The sequence below is a fragment of the Clostridium sp. genome, assembly GCF_021372645.1.
GTDB lineage: Bacteria > Bacillota > Clostridia > Clostridiales > Clostridiaceae > Clostridium.
The window spans coordinates 43749-66599 of sequence record NZ_JAJFUC010000009.1; the positions used below are offsets into that span (position 1 = coordinate 43749).

The 22851-nt window shown below is 27.5% G+C and carries 18 protein-coding genes and 1 pseudogene; 17 read left to right on the forward strand and 2 right to left on the reverse strand.

What is annotated here, in order from left to right:
• Nucleotides 1–96 precede the first annotated feature (96 nt).
• The 4 genes from LLF98_RS01230 to LLF98_RS01245 all read left to right on the forward strand — a co-directional run bounded on the left by LLF98_RS01230 (nucleotide 97) and on the right by LLF98_RS01245 (nucleotide 5681).
• Nucleotides 97–954: a LicD family protein gene (locus LLF98_RS01230; protein WP_291700032.1), complete on the forward strand. Its 858-nt coding sequence runs from the start codon at nucleotides 97–99 to the stop codon at nucleotides 952–954.
• Nucleotides 955–1135: 181 nt separating this feature from the next.
• Nucleotides 1136–2119 (forward strand): glycosyltransferase, encoded by a 984-nt coding sequence (locus LLF98_RS01235; protein WP_291700034.1) that lies wholly within the window; start codon nucleotides 1136–1138, stop codon nucleotides 2117–2119.
• Nucleotides 2120–2322: 203 nt separating this feature from the next.
• A complete protein-coding gene (locus LLF98_RS01240; protein ID WP_291700036.1) occupies nucleotides 2323–4185 on the forward strand; it encodes a nucleoside-diphosphate sugar epimerase/dehydratase in 1863 nt (620 codons plus the stop codon).
• Between the two features lie 2 nt (nucleotides 4186–4187).
• On the forward strand, nucleotides 4188–5681 hold the full coding sequence (locus LLF98_RS01245; protein WP_291700038.1) for an O-antigen ligase family protein: 1494 nt from the start codon (nucleotides 4188–4190) through the stop codon (nucleotides 5679–5681).
• A 330-nt stretch (nucleotides 5682–6011) separates the two neighbouring features.
• Here the strand turns inward: LLF98_RS01245 and wecB are convergent, their stop codons facing one another.
• Nucleotides 6012–7088: a UDP-N-acetylglucosamine 2-epimerase (non-hydrolyzing) gene (gene wecB / locus LLF98_RS01250; protein ID WP_291700040.1), complete on the reverse strand. Its 1077-nt coding sequence runs from the start codon at nucleotides 7086–7088 to the stop codon at nucleotides 6012–6014.
• A 214-nt stretch (nucleotides 7089–7302) separates the two neighbouring features.
• Here wecB and LLF98_RS01255 point away from each other — a divergent pair, with 214 nt between their 5' ends.
• From LLF98_RS01255 to LLF98_RS01310, 12 genes and pseudogenes are all read left to right on the forward strand, one after another.
• A complete protein-coding gene (locus tag LLF98_RS01255; RefSeq protein ID WP_291700041.1) occupies nucleotides 7303–8520 on the forward strand; it encodes a glycosyltransferase family 4 protein in 1218 nt (405 codons plus the stop codon).
• Nucleotides 8521–8630: 110 nt separating this feature from the next.
• Nucleotides 8631–9236, forward strand: coding sequence for a sugar transferase (locus tag LLF98_RS01260; RefSeq protein WP_291700043.1), 606 nt, complete (start codon nucleotides 8631–8633; stop codon nucleotides 9234–9236).
• 160 nt (nucleotides 9237–9396) lie between these two features.
• Nucleotides 9397–10512: a Gfo/Idh/MocA family oxidoreductase gene (locus LLF98_RS01265; RefSeq protein WP_291700046.1), complete on the forward strand. Its 1116-nt coding sequence runs from the start codon at nucleotides 9397–9399 to the stop codon at nucleotides 10510–10512.
• A gap of 371 nt (nucleotides 10513–10883) precedes the next feature.
• Entirely contained in the window at nucleotides 10884–11756 is an 873-nt protein-coding gene (gene galU / locus LLF98_RS01270; RefSeq protein ID WP_291700048.1) for a UTP--glucose-1-phosphate uridylyltransferase GalU, read from the forward strand.
• A 244-nt stretch (nucleotides 11757–12000) separates the two neighbouring features.
• Nucleotides 12001–13080: a glycosyltransferase family 4 protein gene (locus LLF98_RS01275; RefSeq protein WP_291700050.1), complete on the forward strand. Its 1080-nt coding sequence runs from the start codon at nucleotides 12001–12003 to the stop codon at nucleotides 13078–13080.
• Nucleotides 13081–13546: 466 nt separating this feature from the next.
• Complete coding sequence (locus LLF98_RS01280) at nucleotides 13547–14629, forward strand: sensor domain-containing diguanylate cyclase (RefSeq protein ID WP_291700052.1); 1083 nt, start codon at nucleotides 13547–13549, stop codon at nucleotides 14627–14629.
• 120 nt (nucleotides 14630–14749) lie between these two features.
• On the forward strand, nucleotides 14750–15898 hold the full coding sequence (locus LLF98_RS01285) for an RNA-binding domain-containing protein (protein ID WP_291700054.1): 1149 nt from the start codon (nucleotides 14750–14752) through the stop codon (nucleotides 15896–15898).
• Nucleotides 15899–16050: 152 nt separating this feature from the next.
• Nucleotides 16051–17271, forward strand: coding sequence for a tyrosine--tRNA ligase (gene tyrS / locus LLF98_RS01290; RefSeq protein ID WP_291700056.1), 1221 nt, complete (start codon nucleotides 16051–16053; stop codon nucleotides 17269–17271).
• A gap of 5 nt (nucleotides 17272–17276) precedes the next feature.
• A pseudogene (locus tag LLF98_RS01295) lies at nucleotides 17277–17384 on the forward strand (small acid-soluble spore protein Tlp); the annotation flags it as partial.
• Nucleotides 17385–17756: 372 nt separating this feature from the next.
• Complete coding sequence (locus tag LLF98_RS01300) at nucleotides 17757–19661, forward strand: flagellar hook-length control protein FliK (protein WP_291700058.1); 1905 nt, start codon at nucleotides 17757–17759, stop codon at nucleotides 19659–19661.
• Between the two features lie 154 nt (nucleotides 19662–19815).
• Nucleotides 19816–20073 carry an EscU/YscU/HrcU family type III secretion system export apparatus switch protein gene (locus LLF98_RS01305; protein ID WP_291700060.1) on the forward strand — a complete coding sequence of 86 codons (258 nt, stop codon included), beginning with the start codon at nucleotides 19816–19818 and terminating at the stop codon, nucleotides 20071–20073.
• A gap of 23 nt (nucleotides 20074–20096) precedes the next feature.
• Nucleotides 20097–20786: a metallophosphoesterase gene (locus tag LLF98_RS01310; protein WP_291700062.1), complete on the forward strand. Its 690-nt coding sequence runs from the start codon at nucleotides 20097–20099 to the stop codon at nucleotides 20784–20786.
• Between the two features lie 301 nt (nucleotides 20787–21087).
• On the opposite strand, the gene LLF98_RS01315 is transcribed toward LLF98_RS01310, so the two are convergent.
• Nucleotides 21088–21768, reverse strand: a complete 681-nt coding sequence (locus LLF98_RS01315) for a DUF2225 domain-containing protein (protein ID WP_291700063.1) — start codon at nucleotides 21766–21768, stop codon at nucleotides 21088–21090.
• A gap of 203 nt (nucleotides 21769–21971) precedes the next feature.
• Between LLF98_RS01315 and LLF98_RS01320 the strand changes: the two genes are divergently transcribed.
• Nucleotides 21972–22763 carry a GTP pyrophosphokinase family protein gene (locus LLF98_RS01320; protein WP_291700066.1) on the forward strand — a complete coding sequence of 264 codons (792 nt, stop codon included), beginning with the start codon at nucleotides 21972–21974 and terminating at the stop codon, nucleotides 22761–22763.
• The last annotated feature ends 88 nt before the right edge of the window (nucleotides 22764–22851 follow it).

Below are 22851 nucleotides of genomic sequence, written 5' to 3' on the forward strand. Positions count from 1 at the left end.
ACATGCCCAAATAACCTTTCATTAATATATAGGGTTATTTTTACTTTAAAAAACTAATTTACTAGTATAATATTTAAGGATAAGGTGTAAATCAATATGGATAATAATTATACATATAATAAAGATGAGTATGAGGATTTAAGCTTAAGAGATGCTCAAATGCTTATGGTCGATGTTTTGAAGGATGTTCATGAGTTATGTGAAAAACATGGCATTAAATACTTTTTAGATGCAGGAACTTTAATTGGAGCTGTGAGACATAAAGGATTTATCCCATGGGATGATGATGTTGATATAGGAATGCCAAGAGAAGAGTATAATAAATTCTTAGAAATAGCAAAAAAAGAGCTTCCAAAGCATTTGTTTTTGCAAACTTTTGAAACTGATAAGTATTACAATGTTTACCCAACACCATGTAAAGTAAGGTATAATAATACCTTGTTTTTAGAAGATGGAACAGAAGAAAATTATAATATGCATAATGGAATATTCATAGATGTATTTCCATATGATAGTTTGCCAAAGCTTAAGATTACATATAAAATACAACGTACATTAAGCTACAATATTCTAAAGAGTTTTAAAAGACTTAGAGATATGCCAGAGCATTTAAGTTTTAAAAACAAAATAACTTTCTTATTTTATATATTAATTGCAAAAATATTTCGTAATAAGAGGAGATTAAGATTTTTCAACTATCTAATTAAGTGGAATGATCCAAAATCAGAGTTTATGGGATATGGTGTTGATACTTATTGGAGTGAGTATGTTTATAAAAAATCAGATTATTTTGATTTGATTAAATTAGAATTTGAAGGAAAGTATTTTTATGCACCAAAAAATTATGATACTATTTTAACGAAATTATATGGTGATTATATGACAATGCCAAAAGAGGAAGATCGGGTATGGCATGCAAAAGAAATGAAAAAACTTAAAGGACTAAAGATATAATTATGAAATTTTACTTAAGAAAAATACTAAATATTGCATATAGTTAACAATGTTAGTATAATTCAAAGAGAATATATATAATAAATAAAATGATAATATGTGTAAAAATTTGAACAGTGATTTTTCAGATGTTTTATAATGAATCAAAAACAATATAATTTAGTGAAGGTAGTGAATAATATTGGTAAGTGTGTCTATAATTACTCCTGTTTATAATGTAGAAAGATGCATTGAGAAAACTATAAATTCAGTTATAAATCAGAGTTGTAAGAATTTTGAATTCTTACTTATAGATGATGGCTCTAAGGATAAAAGTATTGAAATAGCTGAAAATTTACTTATAAATTCAGATGTAAATTATAGAATCATAAGCCAAGAAAATAGTGGAGTTAGTGTTGCAAGAAATAAGGGGCTTTGTGAAGCAAAAGGAGAATATGTTTGTTTTTTAGATTCTGATGATTATATTCATAAGGATTATATTAAGTTTATGTACGAAAAGGCATCAATTTGTAACTGTGATTTGGTTTTTTGTGATTATGCTCAAGTTGATTCAAAAGATAAGGTGTTAATTGAAAGTACAACTGGATTTTTAGAAGATTTTATAAACGGAAGAGAAGCTGCTTTAAAGCAATTAAGCTGTGACATTACTATTGGAATGGGAAGTGCTTTATATAAAACTTCAATAATCAAAGAAAATAGTATATTTTTTGATAGTAGTAGAAAATATGCTGAAGACATTGTATTCACGGTTAAAGCATTACTTAATATGGACAAAATTATATCTGTTAATAGAACATTGATGTTTTATGTTAGATGGGAGTCATCAGTAACTAATGTAATATCTCTAAAGCATCTTGATTGCTATTATTCATATGTTGATTTATTGGATTATGTAAAAAGAAATGGTGATTTAGGAGAAATAGAAAACTTTTTAGTAGAATACAAAATTCCATATGCAATAGCTCATATTTTTTCTGTGTTATCAAGAGATAAGAACTTTAATGAAGATCTTTTTAAATTCTTAAATAAAGAAAAGGTTAAAGAATATTTAAGAACTTATAAGATACAAAAATTTAATAAGAATTATATTAGGTATTTAATTCAATGTAAGGGGATATTGTATTTCCCTAATATTTTATTAAAAGTTTTTAGTAATATAAAGTGAAACTTTTCAGGTGGAGTTTCAACTTCAGCTGAATCTAGTTGAACCTATACCCCCAAGGGGCACCTCGTCCAGGAACGTGCAGCTGTTATCTCCAACTTGAAGAAGAGCGAGTGTTACGGATGTTAGCTATCGGAGAAAATAATTTTTAAGATTTGACTTGCTTTTAATTAGCAAAAATCTTTCCAGATTGGAGGAAAGTTAGAATGAAAAACTGGAAAACATTAATAATTATGATAATTGATTTGTTTATGGTTAATTTAGCATACCTTTTTTCCATAAATATAACACAAAGTGCAGCATTTACAGAAATTGCAAAGATATATACTAATGATGTCATAGCTTTAAGTTTAATTTATATAATATGTTTTTATTTGTTTAAAATGTATGAAAGTTTATGGCATTTAACTGGTACAGATGAATTTTTATTGGGTGTTGGTGGAAATATTTTAGCAGGTATATTATCCATTGGATATACTAGAATTTTTGGTTCTACTATTCCCTTAAATGTTTCAGTGGTAGGAATACTTTTAAGTATTTTCTTTGTGCTAGGTTATAGAATTCTTTATAGAGTTTATAGAAGAACACTTTTGTACATACCATTTAAGTATTCTGCAGATCAAAGAAGGGTAATGATAGTTGGAGCGGGTTCTGCTGGAACTATGATTATTAATGAAATGATGGCAAGAAGAGAATTAAAGTATAATCCGATAGCTCTAATAGATGATGACAAAAATAAGCTTGGGAAAAGAATATCAGGAGTTAAAATAGAAGGAAATAGACACGACATACCCTATATTGCTAGAGAACAAGAAATTGATATGATTTTAATTGCTATTCCATCTCTTGATGCCAAAAATAAAGCTGAAATAATTGAAATTTGTAAGAACACTAATTGTAAACTACAAATAATTCCTGGAATGTATGAGATATTAAATGGAGATGCTACAGTTAGTAGGATTAAAGATGTTGATTTAGAAGACTTACTTGGAAGAGATCCTATTCAATTGGACAATAAAGGAATTTCAGATTACATAGAAGGAAGAACTATATTAGTTACTGGTGGAGGTGGCTCTATAGGCTCAGAACTTTGTAGACAAATAGCTATATATAATCCTAAAAGACTTATAATATTTGATATTTATGAGAATAATGTATATGACATTCAAAATGAGCTTAAAGAAGATTTTCCGGATATGAACCTTACTGTATTAATAGGTTCAGTTAGAGATAGGAAGAGATTACATGAAGTATTTGCCAAATATAAAATAGATGTTGTATTTCATGCTGCAGCTCATAAACATGTGCCTTTAATGGAAGATAGTCCTAAAGAAGCTATAAAAAATAATGTGTTTGGAACATTGAATTTAGCTTTAGAAGCAAGCGAATTTAATATAGAAAGATTTGTTATGATTTCAACAGATAAAGCTGTTAATCCAACTAACATTATGGGAGCAACAAAGAGATTATGTGAAATGATTATACAAGCTATGGATAAGCAATGTAAAACTGAATTTGTTGCAGTTAGATTTGGTAATGTACTTGGAAGTAATGGTTCAGTAATACCATTATTTAAAAGACAAATTGCTAATGGAGGACCTGTAACTGTAACTCATAAAAAAATTATTAGATACTTTATGTTAATTCCAGAAGCTGCTCAATTAGTACTTCAAGCAGGAGCATTTGCTAAAGGTGGAGAAATATTTGTCTTAGATATGGGAAAACCAGTTAAGATTTATGATTTAGCATGTGATTTAATTAAGCTTTCAGGTCTTGAACCTAATAGAGATATTAAAATTGTGTTTACAGGACTTAGGCCCGGTGAAAAATTATACGAAGAACTTTTAATGAGTGAAGAAGGTTTAGAAGATACTGTTCACAAAAAAATATATGTAGGCAAACCAATGTTTGAAAATATGGATACTTTAAAACAAAAACTTGAGCAATTACAGAGTTTATTAGATTTAAATGATATAGCAGAAATTAAGCGTCAAATGCAAAAAATTGTGCCAACATATCATTATAAAAATAAAGATGAAGTAGCTGCAGATAATGCAGATAAGGAGTAGTTATGACTAGAGAAGACATGAGTAGAAATATTGTAATAGCAATTATATTTGCTATTACAGGATTTTTGGGAATAGCAAATGGAAGTTACTTAATAATGGGCATGTACATAATAACGCTATTAGTAGCGACATTTATAATGAAAGATAAGGATGTTTATAATCTACTCTATGCTGTGCTTTTAGTATCTGCATTCTATGATTATGCACTATATGTTCCAGGAATACAAAACATATATATGTTTCATATAGTTTTAGTTGCATTTACACTTATGTCATTATATAAGGTATTTAAAGATAGAAACGTTTTAATGAATTTAGATAGAAAGATTTTATCAATATATTTAATTTGGTTTATTTATATGTGCGTTAGTATAGCATGGGCATTGAATAGAACTTTAGCAATTAAATATATTGCTATTTATTTAATGATGTTTGCATTTATTGTCGATATGATGATTTATAATGTGAATAAAGAAAAAATTAAAAAGACTATAAATATATTATTATTTCTAATTTCAATGATAATTTTTGTTGGTTTGGTAGAAGTACTTTTAGGGCAACAATTACCAATAAAGCATTATTACGATTCCTTTAGAGATAGTTTACCGCAATGGCAGATTAATACTATAGAGGCTAGACCAATAGCTTTTTCATTTAATACAAATAATTTAACAGCAACTTTAGCAATAATGGCACCAATTTGCCTATTTGCGATTTATAAGTTTGAAAATATAGTAGCAAAGATTTGGTTTACAGTAATTTGTATTATAGGCTTTTCATTGGTGATAATGACTACTTCAAGAACTGGTTTTTTTGCATTCTTATTTGGATTTTCAATATTTATTATTTATTCAGTATTCAGTATAAGAAAATTAGGGATTAGGCAAATGATTTTTCCGTTAGTATTAATATTGGGTTTTGTTTTAGCTTATAATTATAGCAGTCTAATTTTAAGAATAAAGCCGGTAGAGGGAGAACCACTACAGACTAGTTTATCTGGTAAATTACAGTCATTAGGAGAAATTACAGAAGGTGAAGTTACAGAGGAAGGATCTACGTTGCATAGGATGGAAATTATAAAAGTTGTATATAATGGAGTTGTGACAGATAAGCATTTTCAAGGTTATGGTGTAGGTAATGTGGAGCAGCTTATAAAAAACAATGGAAATACAGGTTCAGTATATAGTCCTCATGCATATCCAATTGAAATCTTAGGGGATTTTGGATTGCTAGGTATAGCATTATATGGAATCTACTATTTATATTTGATTATTGGAAATTTAATCATAGGTATAAGGAAAAAAAGTATTATGTGTTTTGCAGCAGTTGCAGGGCTAATGGCTTTTGAACCAGCAAGTTTTGGTCCAAGTTCCATAACTTATGTATTTTCATATTGGATTCTTATTGGATTTTCAGTATCATGTATTCAAGTGTATAAGAAAGAAAATGATGGAGGTAGAAAAACTTCTTCAATAAAAGAATATAAAATGGTATAGTTTGATTGTAACAATGACTATGAAATTACGATTACACTGGTTGTTAAAAATATACACATATAAAAAGAGTGCGAAGGATGGTATGTGTCTATGTATATTTTTATTTTACGCTCCAGTAATATGTGGAAAGATATATAATATTTTTTTATGTCTTAGTCATTTATAATTCTATAGCGTATGTATTTATAAAACAATATTAACTATAGTATTTATTATGAAATGAATCAATAAATTAAAATAGATTTAAGCATAGTGTTATAATGAATTTATTATAATTAATAAAGACGAATTGAGTGTACAAGCATCCCAATTTGTCTTTATTAATTATAATTATCTTACGTTTTCTGTTAAATATTTTTCTATAATATCTGTAATTATTGAAGAAGTATCTCCATTTCCAAAAACAGAGGCAGGAGTACCAGTAGGATTAAAATTTTCTAAAGCATCTAAAATTTTATTAGAATCACTTCCAACTATTACGTTCCAACCATTTTCTACAGTTTCAACCCATTCAGTTTCATCTCTCATAGTTATACATGGCTTCTTTAAGAAATAGGCTTCTTTTTGAACTCCACCACTATCTGTTACTATTTTTTTTGCATTTTCTTGTAAGGAAATCATGTCTAAATACCCTACAGGATCTATAATTTCAATATTTTCGCCAACATGCAAATTATATTCTTGAATAAACTTCTTTGTTCTTGGGTGAAGTGGAAGTATTATTTTTTTACCGCAATTACTTAAAGCACTTATTATTGAAGTTAATCTTTCGATGTTATCTGTGTTTTCAGCACGATGTATTGTTGAAAGTATATAGCTATCTGGAGCTAAATCAAGTTTTTCAGTTATTGTTGAAATCTCCTTAGCTCTTTTTTTAAAAAGATTTATTGCATCGTACATTACATCACCAGTATTATGAACACCTTTTGTTATATTTTCATTTTTTAGATTATTTACTGCTGTTAATGTTGGTGCAAAAAGCAAATCTGAAATATGATCTGTAAGTATTCTATTTTGTTCTTCAGGCATAACCTTATTAAAACTTCTAAGTCCAGCTTCTACATGGGCCACAGGTATTAGCAATTTACTAGCACAAAGACTTCCAGCAAGGGTTGAATTTGTATCACCATAAACTAAAACCATATCTGGCTTTTCCTTTAAATATATTTCTTCAAGAGCTATTAACATGCTACCAGTTTGGTGACCATGATTTGACGAACCAATACTTAAATTATAATCAGGTTTTGGAATACCAAGCTCTTCAAAGAATATATCAGACATATTATTATCATAATGTTGTCCAGTATGTACTAAAATTTCACTATTTTCATTTCTTCTGATTTTATTTGACACTGTTGCAGCTTTTATAAACTGCGGTCTAGCACCTATAACAGTTAGTACTTTCATGTACTATTCCTCCTTAAATTTCAAAAAGTTATTTCAATATAAATATAATATCATTTTAGCATATTATAGGTATTAATAAAACTAAACAAGGAAACTCGATTCACATTCATTCGCTAAGTAAGTTCACATTGCAAAATCGTAGATTTTGAATCTCACTTATGTTATAATTTATGAAGTTAATTAGCATTATAATGTAAAGAAGGAGCAAATTAAGATGAATATCTTACTTATAAATCACTATGCGGGGTCTGATTACCATGGGATGGAATTTAGACCTTATTATATGGCTAGAGAATGGGTTAACATGGGGCATGATGTAACTATACTTGCTGCTGATTTTTCTCATTTAAGAAAGAAGAATCCAAAAGTGCAAGAAGATTTTCAAGAAGAAATAATAGATGGAATTACATATGTATGGGTAAAAACTCCGGAGTATCATGGAAATGGTGTTGGAAGAATTAAAAATATATCTATATTTATGTATAAATTAAGGATGAATTATAAGAGGATTGCAGATAAATATAAGCCAAATGCAGTTATAGCATCTTCAACTTATCCTTTAGATATATATCCTGCACATAGAATTGCAAAGAGATCTAAAGCCAAGCTTTTCTTTGAAATACACGATTTATGGCCATTAACTCCAATGGAAATAGGGGGATATTCAAAGAATAACCCTGCTATAGTTATACTTCAAAGAGCAGAGGATTTTGCTTTTAAAAATTGTGATAAGATTATTTCAATTTTACCAAATGCAGATAAGCACATGGAAGATAGAGGATTTAAAACTGATAATTATGTGCATGTTTCAAATGGAATAATCGTTGGTAAAAAGAAAATTCCGCCAGTAGAAAAAACTATTGAGAGATTACAAGAACTAAAGGAACAAGGTTATTTTTTAGTTGGATATACAGGAAATCATTCGCCAGCAAATGTGTTAGATACAATGCTTGATGCTGCTAAAAGAACAACTGATAAAAATATAAAATATATATTAGTTGGAAATGGAAATGTAAAAGATCAATTAATTGAATATGCAAAAACAAATAATATAACTAATGTAGAGTTTTTAGATCCAGTTTTAAAGGATAATATGGATAATGCACTACAATTATTAGATATTTGCTATATAGGCTTAAAAAAGCAAAACTTATTCAATTATGGAGTAAGTCCAAATAAATTGTTTGATTATATGATGGCAGCAAGACCTGTAATATATGCAGTGGAAGCTTCAAATGATCCAGTAAAAGATTCAAAGTGTGGTATTACAGTGCCAGCAGAAAATTCAGATGCTGTAGTTAATGCAGTTATGAAGATTAAGAATTTAAGTGAAGAAGAAAAAAATAAAATGGGCCAAAATGGAAATGATTATGTATTAGCAAATCATACTTACCATAAGTTGGCAGAAAAATTTTTGAATGCCTTAAAATAACTTAAAAATTTATGAAGAAATATGTTAATATAAGCTAAACTGATTAAAATGTTGTAAAATAGGTAATATAATATAATACGCTTTGAAATAATTTTATTGGGAGTAGATACATGAATAAATTTAATAAAATAGTTAAAAGAATATTTGATTTCATATGCTCTACTTTAGGGCTTATAGTCTTAAGTCCGGTTTTGCTTGCAATTGCAATTAAAATAAAAACAGGATCTGATGGGCCAATATTTTTTAAGCAAATAAGAGTTGGTGAAAAAAACAAGGAATTTGAGATTCTTAAATTTAGAACTATGGTTGTAGATGCTGAAAAATTAGGAAGGCAAATTACTGTGGGAAATGATAATAGAATCACTAAAATAGGTGCATTTTTAAGGAAATATAAATTAGATGAATTACCACAATTAATAAATGTATTTAAAGGGGATATGAGTTTAGTTGGACCAAGACCAGAGGTACCTAGATATGTGAAGTATTATAATGAAGAACAAAGAAAGGTATTAGAAGTTAAACCAGGAATAACTGATTTAGCATCTATTAGATACAGAGATGAAAATGATTTGCTTGGAGGAGCAGCAAATCCAGATGAGTTTTACATAAATACAATTATGCCAGATAAGCTAGCATTAAACTTAGAATATATAAATAATAATAATGTATTTGTTGATATTTATATAATACTTAAGACAATAATAAAATGTCTTTAATTCAGTTAATAATTAAGGAACAAAGCCCTATGAGATTTGAAATAATTAGCCAGGGCATTTCTATATATAATAATAATAATAATAATAATTCAATTTCTAAAGGAAATTGTACCATTACAGTTAACTGTTAATTGTTAACTGAAAAAAAGGGGTAATTGAAATGAAAAAATTAAAATTTGCTATTATTGGTTGTGGAAGAATTTCTTATAAGCATGTTGAAGCTTTAGCTAAAAATAATGATGAAGCAGAATTAGTTGCAACATGTGATGTGATTTTAGAAAAAGCTGAAGCAAAGAGAGATGAGTACATAGAAAAAACTGGAGTAAATCCAGAATCTGTTCATGCATATTCAGATTATAAGAAAATGTTAGAAAAAGAAGATATAGATGTTGTTACTATAGCTACAGAAAGTGGATATCACACAGAAATCGCTATCTATTCTATGAATAAAGGAGCAAGTGCTCTTGTAGAAAAGCCTATGGCTATGTCTATAGATGATGCAAATGAAATGATTAAAGTAGCAAAAGATAACAAAGTTAAGCTTAGCGTTTGCCATCAAAATAGATTTAATAAGCCAATACAAAAATTAAGAGAAGCTGTTGAAGAAAACAAATTTGGAAGATTGCTTAATGGTACAGCAAGAATACTATGGAATAGAAATATGGGCTACTATGACCAAGCTCCATGGAGAGGAACTTGGGCACTAGATGGTGGTACACTCATGAACCAATGCATACATAATATTGATTTATTGCAATGGATGATGGGTGGAGAAATCGAGAGAGTATATGCTGAATGTGACACATATTTAAGAGATATTGAAGCAGAAGACTTTGGAGCTGTAATAATAAGATTTAAAAATGGTTCTATTGGAATTGTTGAAGGTTCAGCTTGTGTTTATCCTAAAAATTTAGAGGAAACATTAAGCATATTTGGAGAAAAAGGGGCAGTATCTATTGGTGGTCTTGCAGTTAATGAACTTGAAACATGGAGATTTGACGGTGAGGATGAAGATGCTACTAAGAGTGAAGTGAATGTTAAGATTGATAATGTATATGGGGAAGGGCATACACCTTTATTTAAAGATGTAATTGATGCTATAAATGAAGATAGAGATCCATTAGTATCCGGGGTAGAAGGCAAGAAGGCAATGTCAATAATTCTTGCAGCATATAAATCAAGAAAAACAGGAAGTCCAGTACAATTCCCATTTAATGATTTTAAAACAACAGATATGGAAAAAAATTTTGAAGGTAGAAAGAAACATAGAAAATAGTAGGTTGTGGAAAGATATTGATACTCATGTTCTGGCAGGAAATTGAATAATTTCCTGCCTTCTATTTATTTTATATTTGTGTAATATAAAGGAACGGAAACATATGACTGTTAAATTATATTGAGAATAAGATGAATAAAATTTAGTTTCGAGAGAGATTTTATTTACCATTCACTTGGTTTAAAACTACTGTATTTATATGGTATTAGCTTTTTTTGAGTATTATATTTATTATGGGGAGAAATATATGGGAATATTTATATCAAATCGAGTGTTTCTGCTTTTTAATGTAATTGTTTAGGCATTTAAAATATGTTACCATTAATATAATAAAGAGAATTAAAACCTTTGAAATGAGAGGAAGAGATGAAATGAAAGTAAAAAAGGCTATTATACCAGCAGCCGGTCTTGGAACAAGATTTTTACCAGCAACTAAAGCTCAACCAAAGGAAATGCTTCCAATAGTTGATAAACCAACAATTCAATATATCGTTGAAGAAGCAATTGCTTCTGGAATTGAAGAAATTTTGATTATTACAGGTAGAAATAAAAAATCTATAGAAGATCATTTTGATAAATCAATTGAATTGGAATTAGAATTAGAAAAATCAGGAAAAGCAGAGTTGCTTGAATTAGTAAGAGATATTTCTGATATGGTTGATATACATTATATAAGACAAAAAGAACCAAGAGGCTTAGGTCATGCTATTCATTGTGCAAAAACTTTTGTCGGAAATGAACCATTTGCAGTTTTATTAGGTGATGATGTAGTTGATAGTGAAGTTCCTTGCTTAAAACAATTAATAGATTGTTATAGTGAATATAAAACTACTATTTTAGGAGTTCAAACTATTGAGAAAGAGAACATTTCTAAATATGGAATAGTAGATGGAATTTATATAAAAGATAAAGTTTATAAAGTTAAGGATTTAGTTGAGAAGCCTTCTGTAGAAGAAGCACCAAGTAATGTGGCAATACTTGGAAGATATATTATAACACCAGAAATATTTAATATATTAGAAAATACTAAGCCAGGAAAAGGTGGGGAAATTCAATTAACAGATGCATTAAAAACTCTAATTAGCAAAGAAGCCATGTATGCATATAATTTTGAAGGTAAGAGATATGATGTAGGTGATAAACTTGGATTTCTACAAGCAACTATAGAATTTGCTTTAAAGAAAGAAGAATTAAGAGGAGAATTTATAGATTACTTAAATACTAAGCCTTGGGAAAATGTTTAGTATTTAAGTAAAAATAGATATTATTTCTTTATTCTTTAGAAAATTATAATACTTAAGGTACATTCAAAAAATAACAGACTAGTCGCTTGTCTTAAGACAAAACATATAGCACATCTTTGGTTTGTTATTTTATATCATGTGCCTAAAATCTGTGAATAACAAATAGCTATGATTAAGTTAATTTAAGCATAATATATATTTTGCAGAGTTTGTTATACAATTAGATTATGGAGGTCTAAATTTTATGAAAATATGTTATTTAGCAGATATTAATAGTGCTCATACTCATAAATGGTTAAATTTTTTTGTGCATAAAGGATATGATATTCATGTTATATCCCTTGGAGAAGGAGAATATGAAGGTGTTACAGTTCATTCTTTAGATGTGAAAGATAATGTTATTAAGAAAACTTCTGATAAGAGCAAATTAGAATATCTAAAAAAGATAAAGAGAGTTAAATCTTTAATTAAAGAGATTAACCCTGATATACTTCATGCACATTATGCTAGTAGTTATGGATTATTAGGCGCTATAGCAAATTATCATCCATATATAATTTCTGTATGGGGTAGTGATATTTATGATTTTCCAATTAAATCCCTTATACATAAATTAATAATAAAATATAATTTAAGAAGAGCAGATTATATTTTATCAACAAGTAATGTGATGAAAATAGAAACTCAAAAATATACAAATAAAAATATACAAGTAACTCCTTTTGGTGTTGATATTAATAAATTTGTTCCTAATAAAATTGAAAAGGAAGAGATTGTTATAGGAACAATTAAAACTTTAGAAGAAAAATATGGAATAAAATATCTGATTGAAGCATTCAAAGAAGTTAAAGAAAGAAATAAAGATTTAAAACTTAAACTTAGAATTGGTGGAAGAGGAAGTCAAGAGTATTACTTAAAGGAACTAGTTAAGAAACTTTCAATAGATAAAGATGTTAATTTTTTAGGTTTTGTAAAGCCAAAAGATGTAATAAAGGAATTCCAATATTTTGATTTAGCAGTTTTTCCTTCAACACTTGATAGTGAAAGTTTCGGAGTTGCAGCAGTTGAAGCAGAGGCTTGTGGAACACCAGTGGTCGTAACAGATGTAGGTGGTCTTATGGAATCGACTAAACCTAATGTAACTAGTTTAGTTGCTAAAAAAAATTCAGTGGAAGATTTAGCGGAAAAGATAGAAGTTTTAGTTAAGGATAAAAAGTTAAGAACCACAATGGGAGTTGATGCAAGGCAATTTGTAGAAGAAAATTATAGCTTAGAAGATAATTTCAATGATATAGATAAGATTTATAAAAGTATAATTAGATGAATCCTAAAAAAGTAAAAAGTGCTTTTTAGGATTCTTGATTTGTAAATTATTGTATTAATAATGCTTAGTGTACTTTTGAATTAAAATCTTTATAATAAAAATTATTAGAGATATTAGTAGCACGACATTCAATGCTGTATTACTAAATTGTATAAACAATACACAAATAAATAAAAATATAAATATACTTAAAAGCCATTGTATAAATCTCATTTTCCTATCTCCTCGTATAATTAAATTTGTACTATTAGTTTATCCTAAATTCAAAAATGAAATTCATAAAATACAATTTTACTTTATAATTTTGCTCTTAATAAAATCAGTATAATAGGAAACATATATACATTAAAATAAGTTCATTTAATTGTTTGATTAATTATAGTATAATTGTATTGAATATGAAGTCATAGTAAATAAATTATCATATAGTCATAATTAGGTTATTGTTTGAGGATGGTGGGGATAAATGCAGAATTATGAAAATATTTATAATGCTTTAAAAATAGAATATGAGAACTATCAAATGTTTTCAGAGAAACACATACAAGAATTAAATCAAAAAAATATTAAGTTAGAAAAAAATATAGATTCCTTATCTAATATAATAGAAGTGAGTAATTACATAAATACCTTTTTTAGCAGTGATAATTTGATATCAATGATTAATGATATGATACTTGGAATATTTGGAGTTAAATATTCAACTATATTTTTAATAGAAGACAGCGAATTAATTGTTAAGGCTAGTAATATTGAAAATATGTATATAAAATTAACATCAGAAGAACTTATGCATATAGATAAGAGTGAAGAATTTTTAATAAATTCAAAAGAGCCTTTAAAACAAACTGGAGAACATAAAGTAAAGATACATTCGATTATGGGATATCCAATTAAATTAAGAAATAAATTTATTGGATATATAATAGTAGAACATAATATCTATAAATTTATGACTACAGAAATGAAGCTTTTCCTGAAATCAATTGCTAATCAAATTGCAATTGCAATTGAAAATTCTTTACTATATAAAGAATTAGAAAAAATAAATCAAAGAGATGCATTACTTGGTATATATAATAGGAAATATTTTTTTGAGTATTTAGAAAAAAGTAAGTGTGAAAAAATGAAAGATAAATTTGCCATAGTAATGATAGATATAGATGATTTTAAAAAGATAAATGATATTTACGGACATCAATTTGGCGATAAGATATTAATTAATACAGCAAAAATTATAAGTAGTGGTATATATGAAGATGATATTATGGCTAGATATGGAGGAGAAGAATTCATTTTGTACATTTCGAATTTTATTGACGAAAATAGTGTATATAATAAAATTGAAATGATAAGAGGTGCTCTTGAAAGTAGCAAAGTTAGTTTTAATGGCAAATATAAATCTGTAACAGCTAGTTTTGGTATTTCATTTTTCCCCTTAAATAGTATAGATATAAATGAACTCATAAAGAAGGCTGATGATTTATTGTATAAAGCTAAGAAAAGCGGTAAAAACAAAGTTTTGAGTGGACATATATTTAAAATTTAATAATATTATTATAATACACTCTTATTTAACTTGAATAAGAGTGATTTTTATTTGTAAGCTAATTATGATATTGAAAATGCTATTTTGTAGTATATAGAGGGTAGGAAGGAGGAGTGCATTATGGATAGTAAAAAATTACTATCTTTGATAAAAAGGGAGGAAAACACCAAGTTAGATTTTAAATTAAGATTAGAGCTTTATAATGAAACTGGAAAGAAAGAATTAACTAAGGATATATGTGCTATAGCTAATTCAAGTGGTGGACGAGGATATATAATTATTGGAATTAAGGATAAAAGCAAAGAGATTATAGGAATACAAGAAGATGATATGTTTAAAGAAGAACAAATTCAGCAAATAGTAACAACCAGATGTGAACCACCTATACCAATAGAAGTAGATTTTATTGATATTGAGAATAAGAAAATAGGTGTAATATCAATTTATGATGGGGAACAAAAGCCCTATCAAGTGAGAGAAAATGGAGCCTTTTATATAAGAAGAGGATCTACAACAGATGTAATGAGAAAACAAGAATTAATAGCTTTATTTGAAGAAAACTTAAGTTTAACAATTGAAACTTGTCCGTTAATTAGAAGTGGGATTAATATGTTAAATATGGAATTAGTTAATAAGTACTTTGATAAAAAGGGAATTGAAGTCAATGAGGAAAATAGAAAATTTTTACTGCTCAGTGCAGGAATAGCATTTGAGCATAAGGAAGGATCACCCCTTAAATGTACTTATGGAGGATTACTTGTGTTTTCTGATAAAAACTATATATATATTCCTAATAATATGATAAAAATTACAAATAAATTAAATAATATCTATGGAGAATTGCATATAATCCAAGGAACTCTTTTGTCTATGGTTGATAAAGCAGAAGAAAAAATTAAAGAAATTTTACCGAAAGAGTATCCAATACAAGCAGTAATTGAAGCTATAAAAAATGCAGTATTATATAGAGAATATTTTGATTTAAATAAAATAATTGAAATAACTATAGATGAAAATAATATTATAATTTCAAGCCCAGGTGAATTCATAGGTGAGAATAGTAAAGGTGAAAGAACTAATTATAATAAAAGAAATATTTGGCTTTATGAAAAACTAATTTCCCTAGATGAAAAAAAAAGATTTTTAAGTAGTGGAAGAGGATTTACAATTATTAGGGATTCATTCAATGGGAAAGGAAAAGTTAAATTAATTAATTCTAGAACAGAGCATAGTTTTAAAGTAATATTACCAGGAACGAACAATAGATAAAGTGGCAACTTTAGATGCTTAGTATCTAGAGTTGTTGCCAAAAGGTAAGGTTGAGGATATACTATAATAAGTAATTCTACTTGTATAGAGGGTAGTATTTTATTGTATTAGATAAATTATTTTAAATAAGAAGATTTTTAGGAGGTACTATAATGGCAAACGTATTAGATGAGCTATTAGAAAGAGGATACATAAAGCAATTTACTCATGAAGAGGAAACTAGAAAATTATTAGAAAATGAAAAGGTAACTTTTTATATAGGCTTTGATCCAACAGCAGATAGCTTACATGTAGGACATTTTATAGCTATGATGTTTATGGCACATATGCAAAAAGCAGGACATAGACCAATAGCGTTAATTGGTGGAGGAACTGCTATGATTGGAGATCCAAGTGGTAAGACTGACATGAGAAAAATGCTTACAAAAGAAGATATTGAACATAATGTTAACTCTATAAAGAAGCAAATGGAAAGATTTATAGATTTTACAGATGATAAGGCTTTATTAGTTAACAATGCAGATTGGTTATTAAATCTTAATTATGTTGATTTTTTAAGAGAAGTAGGAATTCATTTTTCAGTAAATAGAATGTTAAGTGCTGAATGTTTTAAACAAAGATTAGAAAAAGGATTATCATTTTTAGAATTTAACTACATGTTAATGCAGGGATATGATTTTTATGTTTTAAATCAAAAATATGGTTGTAAAATGGAACTTGGTGGAGATGATCAATGGTCTAATATGATAGCTGGTGTTGAGCTTGTAAGAAGAAAAGCTCAAGGTAATGCAATGGCTATGACTTGTACCTTATTAACTAACAGTCAAGGACAAAAGATGGGTAAGACTGTTGGAGGCGCATTATGGCTAAATCCAGAAAAGACTACACCATATGATTTCTATCAATATTGGAGAAATGTAGATGATCCAGATGTACAAAAATGTTTAGCGCTATTAACATTTTTGCCAATGGATGAAGTAAGAAGACTTGGAAGCTTAGAAGGCTCTGAAATAAATGATGCTAAGAAGATACTTGCATATGAAGTAACAAAGCTTGTTCACGGAGAAGAAGAAGCTAAAAAAGCAGAAGAAGCAGCGACTGCATTATTTGCAGGTGGAGCTGATATGTTAAATGTACCAACAGTAACAATAACTAAAGAAGAAATTGGATTACCAATATTAGATATTATGGCGAGCACTAAAATTTTACCATCTAAAAAAGAAGGTAGAAGATTAATTGAACAAGGTGGACTTACTATTAATGGAGTTAAGATTGATGATGTAAAAAGAATCTTGAATGAAGAAGATTTTCAAGATGGAGCAGCCTTAATTAAAAGAGGTAAGAAGAATTATAATAAAATAGAAATTAAATAATTTGCATGATTAATCATAATATTGACAAAACAATTCTAAACTATGAGCTTGCAGATGAAATGATTGCAAAAACAGATGCTGAAAAAATCAAACTAACACTAACAGAAGAAAATGAAGCAATAGACAAACAGAATGGGTATAAGTAAAATCTATATTTAAGCTGATTAATAGGCTTGATCCAAATAAAAAGTATCACTAAAGAGTGGTATTTTTTATTTTATGTAAAAATAAGTTTAATATTTTAGTAATAAGAGAATATTTAAAATAAATATTAAGTAACTCATTCAAATTAAATAAAATTTATAGTACACTAAAAGTATACACTATGTGATTATAAACGAATTAAATAAAAATATTAAAGTTCTTGCTGGGAAAATTAATTTTTTTACAGCTGCACTAGATAATTTTAGTTAATTTATATTTTTTTCATGAGATAAGTATATTAGAGTAGATTGAAGTATAAGTTATTGAGGGGAGAAGACGATATGCCAGGAATTTACAATGTAAATAATGGTTATAATATAAATACAAAGAAAGTTTCTAGCAAGCTAACTTTTGAAGTAGGAGAGAAATTTACAGGAAGAGTAATTTCAAAGGGAGACGGCAAGGACGTTACAATAAGATTATCAGATGGATGGCAATTTATTGCAGAACTTGATGGTAATGTTGATTTAAATGACATTAAATTAGTTAAATTTCAAGTAGATGGATTTAAAAATGGAAAACTAAATTTAAAATTAGTACAAGGAACTACAGATGAAGAAATAATTGGAGATGAAAACTTCCAAGATGTTATTGAAAAAGAAGGACTTTCAAAGGAAGATATTGATATTTTGAAGAAAATGGTTAAGCATAATATTCCATTAACTAAAGAGAATATTAATCAAATTAGAGGATTAATTCAATTTAATGAAAAAATGGCATCTAATCCAAAAGAAATAGATGCTTTTATTAAAACATATCTTCAAAGTAAAGATATACCAGCTAATAGTGCACAAGGTCAAGCTGTTAAGGAATTACTGACGAAATTTTTAGGTGAATTTAAAAATATGACGTCAGAAGATATACTTGCATTTGTAGAGAATAACTTGGATTTTTCAGAAGAAAATATAAACAGTTTTAATAAATTATTTAAAGGAGACTCTTCAATAGAGCAAATTCTTACAAAGATAAGTGATTCGTTAAACTCACTGGAAGTTTCAGATAATATATCAGATAATAATATGAGAACTGTAATTAACAATAAATTAATAAATAAAGAAGCAGAATTAACTAAAAATATATTTGATACTAATACAGCATTAGCATCAAAAGTTTACAATGAAAATGATCCATTAACTAAGAAAATAAATATATTAGATGTATTAAGAACCCTAGCAGGAAGTGAAGATAGTGAACTAGATATTATTCAAAAAAATGCGAGTAAAGAAAGTGGTAATGCTGAAAAAGTAAATCTCTCAATCTCATTAATTGAAAAATTAGAGGATAAAGAGGTAGTAAAATTAATTAATGATACTATTGGAAATAGTTTGGCAACTAACGATGCTCCTAAGACTCAAGCAGAAAGTCTTATAGAAGCAACCAATAAAACAAAATTAGAAGGAATATTAAGTAACATAGAAGGCAAAGAAGTTAAATTTACAGATAGTGAATTTAAAGCATTTAAGGAATTATTAAATAGTAAAATTGAAGGAAAAGAAGTTTTGCAGGAGAATGTATTTGATGATAAAAAGATTATTCAAGCTAAAGACGTTTCAACAAATGCTGTAAAAGAAACAGTTGTAATTAAAGAAAATTTAGGAAAGTCTAATTTTGAAGATTTAATAAGAGAGAACTTAGACAATAAAGAAGCAATAAAATCTGATATGAAGAATAAAATTGAAAATGTAAGAGATATAGTTAAGAACTTAATAAATCAAACAGAATTAAAAGGTGATGGATATGAAAAGATAATGAATTTAGTAAAAGAAAATATTAATGACTTTAAAGTATTCAATTCTATTAGTGATGAGTACTATTATTTAAACATTCCTATAACCGCAGATAGCAAGGAATATCCTTGTAAACTTATAATAAAAGATAATAGAAAAGATGGTAAAAAAATAGATTCAACTAATGCTAAAATGGTTGTAAGTGTTAAAACTATAAATTTAGGAGAAGTTGATGGATATGTGACTATGAGAGAAAATAAGATTGATGTAAAATTAAAATGTGAAAGTGATTTTACTTCTGTTTTAAATCACAATAAATCAAAATTAGCTGATGGATTATCATCATTGGGACTATTTGTAAATATAAATGTGTCAGCTAAAGATAAACCTGTAGATTTAGTGAGCTGTAGAAATTTCTTTAATGATTTAACTATTTCTACTATTGATATTAAGGTATAATATATTAATAGTAGAAATAGTTAAGAGTTAACAGTTAAGGAACAAAATCCGAAGGATTTTGAAAAATATATTTATGAAATTATGGAGGAGCTTCTTCCGTAACTGTAAATTGTTAATTGTAAACTGTTAACTGAAATGAGGGGTGCACAAAGAGATGAATCAGAGAAAAAAGGCAGTGGCATTAAAATACGAATTTAATAGCGACGCGCCCATAGTTACAGCATCAGGAATGGGTCATATTGCAGATAAGATAATAGAAAGAGCAACAGATAATGATGTTCCAATAGCATATAATAAAGAATTAACTGATTTATTATGTAATGTGGATGTTGGAGATGAAATTCCTACAGAATTATATGAAGCAGTAGCACATGTAATAGCTTTTATTACAGATTTAGATAAGAAGAGATAGGACAACAGAAAGGTGATAAATAAATGGCACTTTATACTATTTCGGATTTACACTTAGGATTTAATGTTGAAAAGCCTATGGATATTTTCGGTGATAAATGGAAAAATCATAGTGATAAGATAAAAGAAAATTGGCTTAGCAAAATAACTGAAGAGGATATGGTGCTTATAGCTGGAGATATTTCTTGGTCTTTAAAAGAACAAGATAGTAAATATGATTTAGATTGGATAAATGAATTACCTGGTAAAAAGATTATAAGCAAAGGTAATCATGATTATTGGTGGGGAAGTATTGCAAAGTTAAATAGTATGTATGAAAATACTAAATTCCTTCAAAATAACTTTTATGTTTATGAAGATTATGCTATATGTGGAACTAGAGGCTGGATATGTCCTAATGGAGATAAGTATAGTGCTAAGGATGAAAAAATATATAGTAGAGAGCAAATAAGATTAAGGCTTTCTTTAGATGCTGCAAAGAACAATGGATTTGAAAAGATTATAGTTATGCTTCATTATCCTCCAACAAATGAAAACTGTGAGGAATCTGAACTTACCAAGATAATAAAAGAATATAAAGTTCATAAAGTTATTTATGGGCATTTACATGGACCTGCATTATTAGGAAAGTTATTAAATGGGTATTTTGATGAGGTAGAATATATATTGACATCAGCAGACTATCTTGATTTTAATCCAAAAAGAATAATTTAAGAACATAAGTGAGAGTCCAAATTTGAAGTGAGTAAATATGAATCGGGTTTCCTTAAAATTGAAAATTGCACTTATGCAGCTATGCCACGAAATTAATTATATAATAATAAGCTATCTAAAGTTAGATAGCTTATTATTATTTGCAACTTTTACAATTATAATAAATTTGTTATTAAATTACTAATGTTTTTAATATCATTTTTTTGAGTATGAAGGCTTGAAGCAATTTCCTTAGATAAAGTTTCATGCTCGCGAAAAAGAACGTTAATATTATCAACTGATGATATTACATTATCTTTTTTTAAACATTTATATTTTTGATTAAATCTTTACCAATACGAGCCATTTCTTTAACCTTATAAGAAGAATTTGTACTAACAATAGTTTTTGAGTACCATAGTAATGCAGTTTGATAGTCTCCTAATTTTCTGTTTAGTTCACCAAGGAGATACATTAAAGAGTCCCTTTGTAATCCATACATAGGAAAAATTTCTTTTATATAAGCATCATTAAAACCCTCAAGAGCTTGTTTTAGAAATAATGTTTCTTGAGTAGTATTATCTAATAGCCTATTCATCCAAGCAATTTTTAATGAAATCATAGCCTTTGTACTATCTGGAAGATTAATGAGTATAGCATTTAATAAAGCTAATTTATAACGTTCAATTGCTAATTTCTCATCCAAAATATCAGGATATTCTCTCGGTTTCCATTTTGGAGTTACATTGCTTAAAACAAGTTCTCTTTTATGAGATTTAAGGTTTTCAAAATCTGATTTCATTGCTGCATAGCCACAAGAATTACATATGCAGACATCATAAAAATATGGATTTGCTACTGAATATCTTATGAAAAAATCTGAATCTTTAGACATAACTCTTGGTGACTTAGATTTTACAGTTTTAGTTTTAAAATGTGAATCGCAAACAGGACAAATTACCTGTTTATCGAATAAATGATTAATTATATTTGTGTCGTTCATTTTTAGTCACCTCATTAAAAGCACATATGCTTATAAAAATTTTTTTATAGTACATATAGATTATACCATATTAAAAAATTACATAAATAAATTATAAAACTTTTTTCACAAGTTTATTTATTAATAATTACACATAATTTAAAGTTTTTGATATAATAGATAAGAATGATATTGAGAAATAATGTAATTAAAGGGTGGTATTAATGGCAATAAATGATTGGAAGATTTTTTTAATGCCTTACGAGCAAGCAGTAGATGAGCTGAAGGTTAAATTAAAATCAATTAGAAAAGAATATAGAAGAAAAAGTGAATATTCACCTATAGAATTTGTTACTGGAAGAGTAAAAGAAGTATCAAGTATGTTAGAAAAAGCTAACAAATTTGAAATTCCCATAGACAGAGTTAGGTATGAACTTGAAGATATTGCAGGCATACGAATAATGTGCCAATTTGTTGATGATATAGATACTGTTGTTCAGATATTAAGAGGTCGCAGAGATATGAAAATTCTTTACGAAAAAGATTATGTAAGAAATGTTAAAGAAAGTGGTTATAGAAGTTATCATATGATAATAAAGTATCCAGTAAGTATGGCAGAAGGAGTAGTTGAAATTTTAGCAGAATTTCAAATAAGAACATTAGCTATGAACTTTTGGGCAACAATTGAACATTCTCTTAATTATAAATACAAACAACACATACCAGAGCAATTAAAAGAAAAGCTCAAACGTTCTGCAGATGCAGCATTTAGATTAGATGAAGAGATGCTAGAGATTAAAGATGAAATTAAGGATGCTCAAAAATTATTTGAAGTTAAATCTCATTTAATTTCTAACATAATGAATTCATTATTAACATTGATTTCATTAGGTAAAGAAGCCGAAGCATCTAGATATCAGAAGACTTTAAATAAGTTAATAGAAGATGGTGAAGTTTGGGAACTAAATAGTTTACTTTTTTCTGTTAAAAAAGTAATTGAAAAATATAAAGATTAGAACGGGCTATGTTTGATAAATATTAATCAAACATAGCCCTAAAAAGTTAAATACTATGTAAAGGAGACAATCAATGGGTAGAGAAGAA

What these genes read in the sequence shown, in the direction of transcription:
- LLF98_RS01320 (WP_291700066.1), top strand. Translation starts at nt 21,972, where the DNA reads ATGGCAATAAATGATTGGAAGATTTTTTTAATGCCTTACGAGCAAGCA.
- LLF98_RS01280 (WP_291700052.1), top strand. Translation starts at nt 13,547, where the DNA reads ATGCAGAATTATGAAAATATTTATAATGCTTTAAAAATAGAATATGAG.
- LLF98_RS01255 (WP_291700041.1), top strand. Translation starts at nt 7,303, where the DNA reads ATGAATATCTTACTTATAAATCACTATGCGGGGTCTGATTACCATGGG.
- LLF98_RS01230 (WP_291700032.1), top strand. Translation starts at nt 97, where the DNA reads ATGGATAATAATTATACATATAATAAAGATGAGTATGAGGATTTAAGC.
- LLF98_RS01285 (WP_291700054.1), top strand. Translation starts at nt 14,750, where the DNA reads ATGGATAGTAAAAAATTACTATCTTTGATAAAAAGGGAGGAAAACACC.
- LLF98_RS01310 (WP_291700062.1), top strand. Translation starts at nt 20,097, where the DNA reads ATGGCACTTTATACTATTTCGGATTTACACTTAGGATTTAATGTTGAA.
- LLF98_RS01245 (WP_291700038.1), top strand. Translation starts at nt 4,188, where the DNA reads ATGACTAGAGAAGACATGAGTAGAAATATTGTAATAGCAATTATATTT.
- LLF98_RS01275 (WP_291700050.1), top strand. Translation starts at nt 12,001, where the DNA reads ATGAAAATATGTTATTTAGCAGATATTAATAGTGCTCATACTCATAAA.
- LLF98_RS01265 (WP_291700046.1), top strand. Translation starts at nt 9,397, where the DNA reads ATGAAAAAATTAAAATTTGCTATTATTGGTTGTGGAAGAATTTCTTAT.
- tyrS (WP_291700056.1), top strand. Translation starts at nt 16,051, where the DNA reads ATGGCAAACGTATTAGATGAGCTATTAGAAAGAGGATACATAAAGCAA.
- LLF98_RS01260 (WP_291700043.1), top strand. Translation starts at nt 8,631, where the DNA reads ATGAATAAATTTAATAAAATAGTTAAAAGAATATTTGATTTCATATGC.
- LLF98_RS01305 (WP_291700060.1), top strand. Translation starts at nt 19,816, where the DNA reads ATGAATCAGAGAAAAAAGGCAGTGGCATTAAAATACGAATTTAATAGC.
- wecB (WP_291700040.1), bottom strand. Translation starts at nt 7,088, where the DNA reads ATGAAAGTACTAACTGTTATAGGTGCTAGACCGCAGTTTATAAAAGCT.
- LLF98_RS01240 (WP_291700036.1), top strand. Translation starts at nt 2,323, where the DNA reads ATGAAAAACTGGAAAACATTAATAATTATGATAATTGATTTGTTTATG.
- LLF98_RS01300 (WP_291700058.1), top strand. Translation starts at nt 17,757, where the DNA reads ATGCCAGGAATTTACAATGTAAATAATGGTTATAATATAAATACAAAG.
- LLF98_RS01315 (WP_291700063.1), bottom strand. Translation starts at nt 21,768, where the DNA reads ATGAACGACACAAATATAATTAATCATTTATTCGATAAACAGGTAATT.
- galU (WP_291700048.1), top strand. Translation starts at nt 10,884, where the DNA reads ATGAAAGTAAAAAAGGCTATTATACCAGCAGCCGGTCTTGGAACAAGA.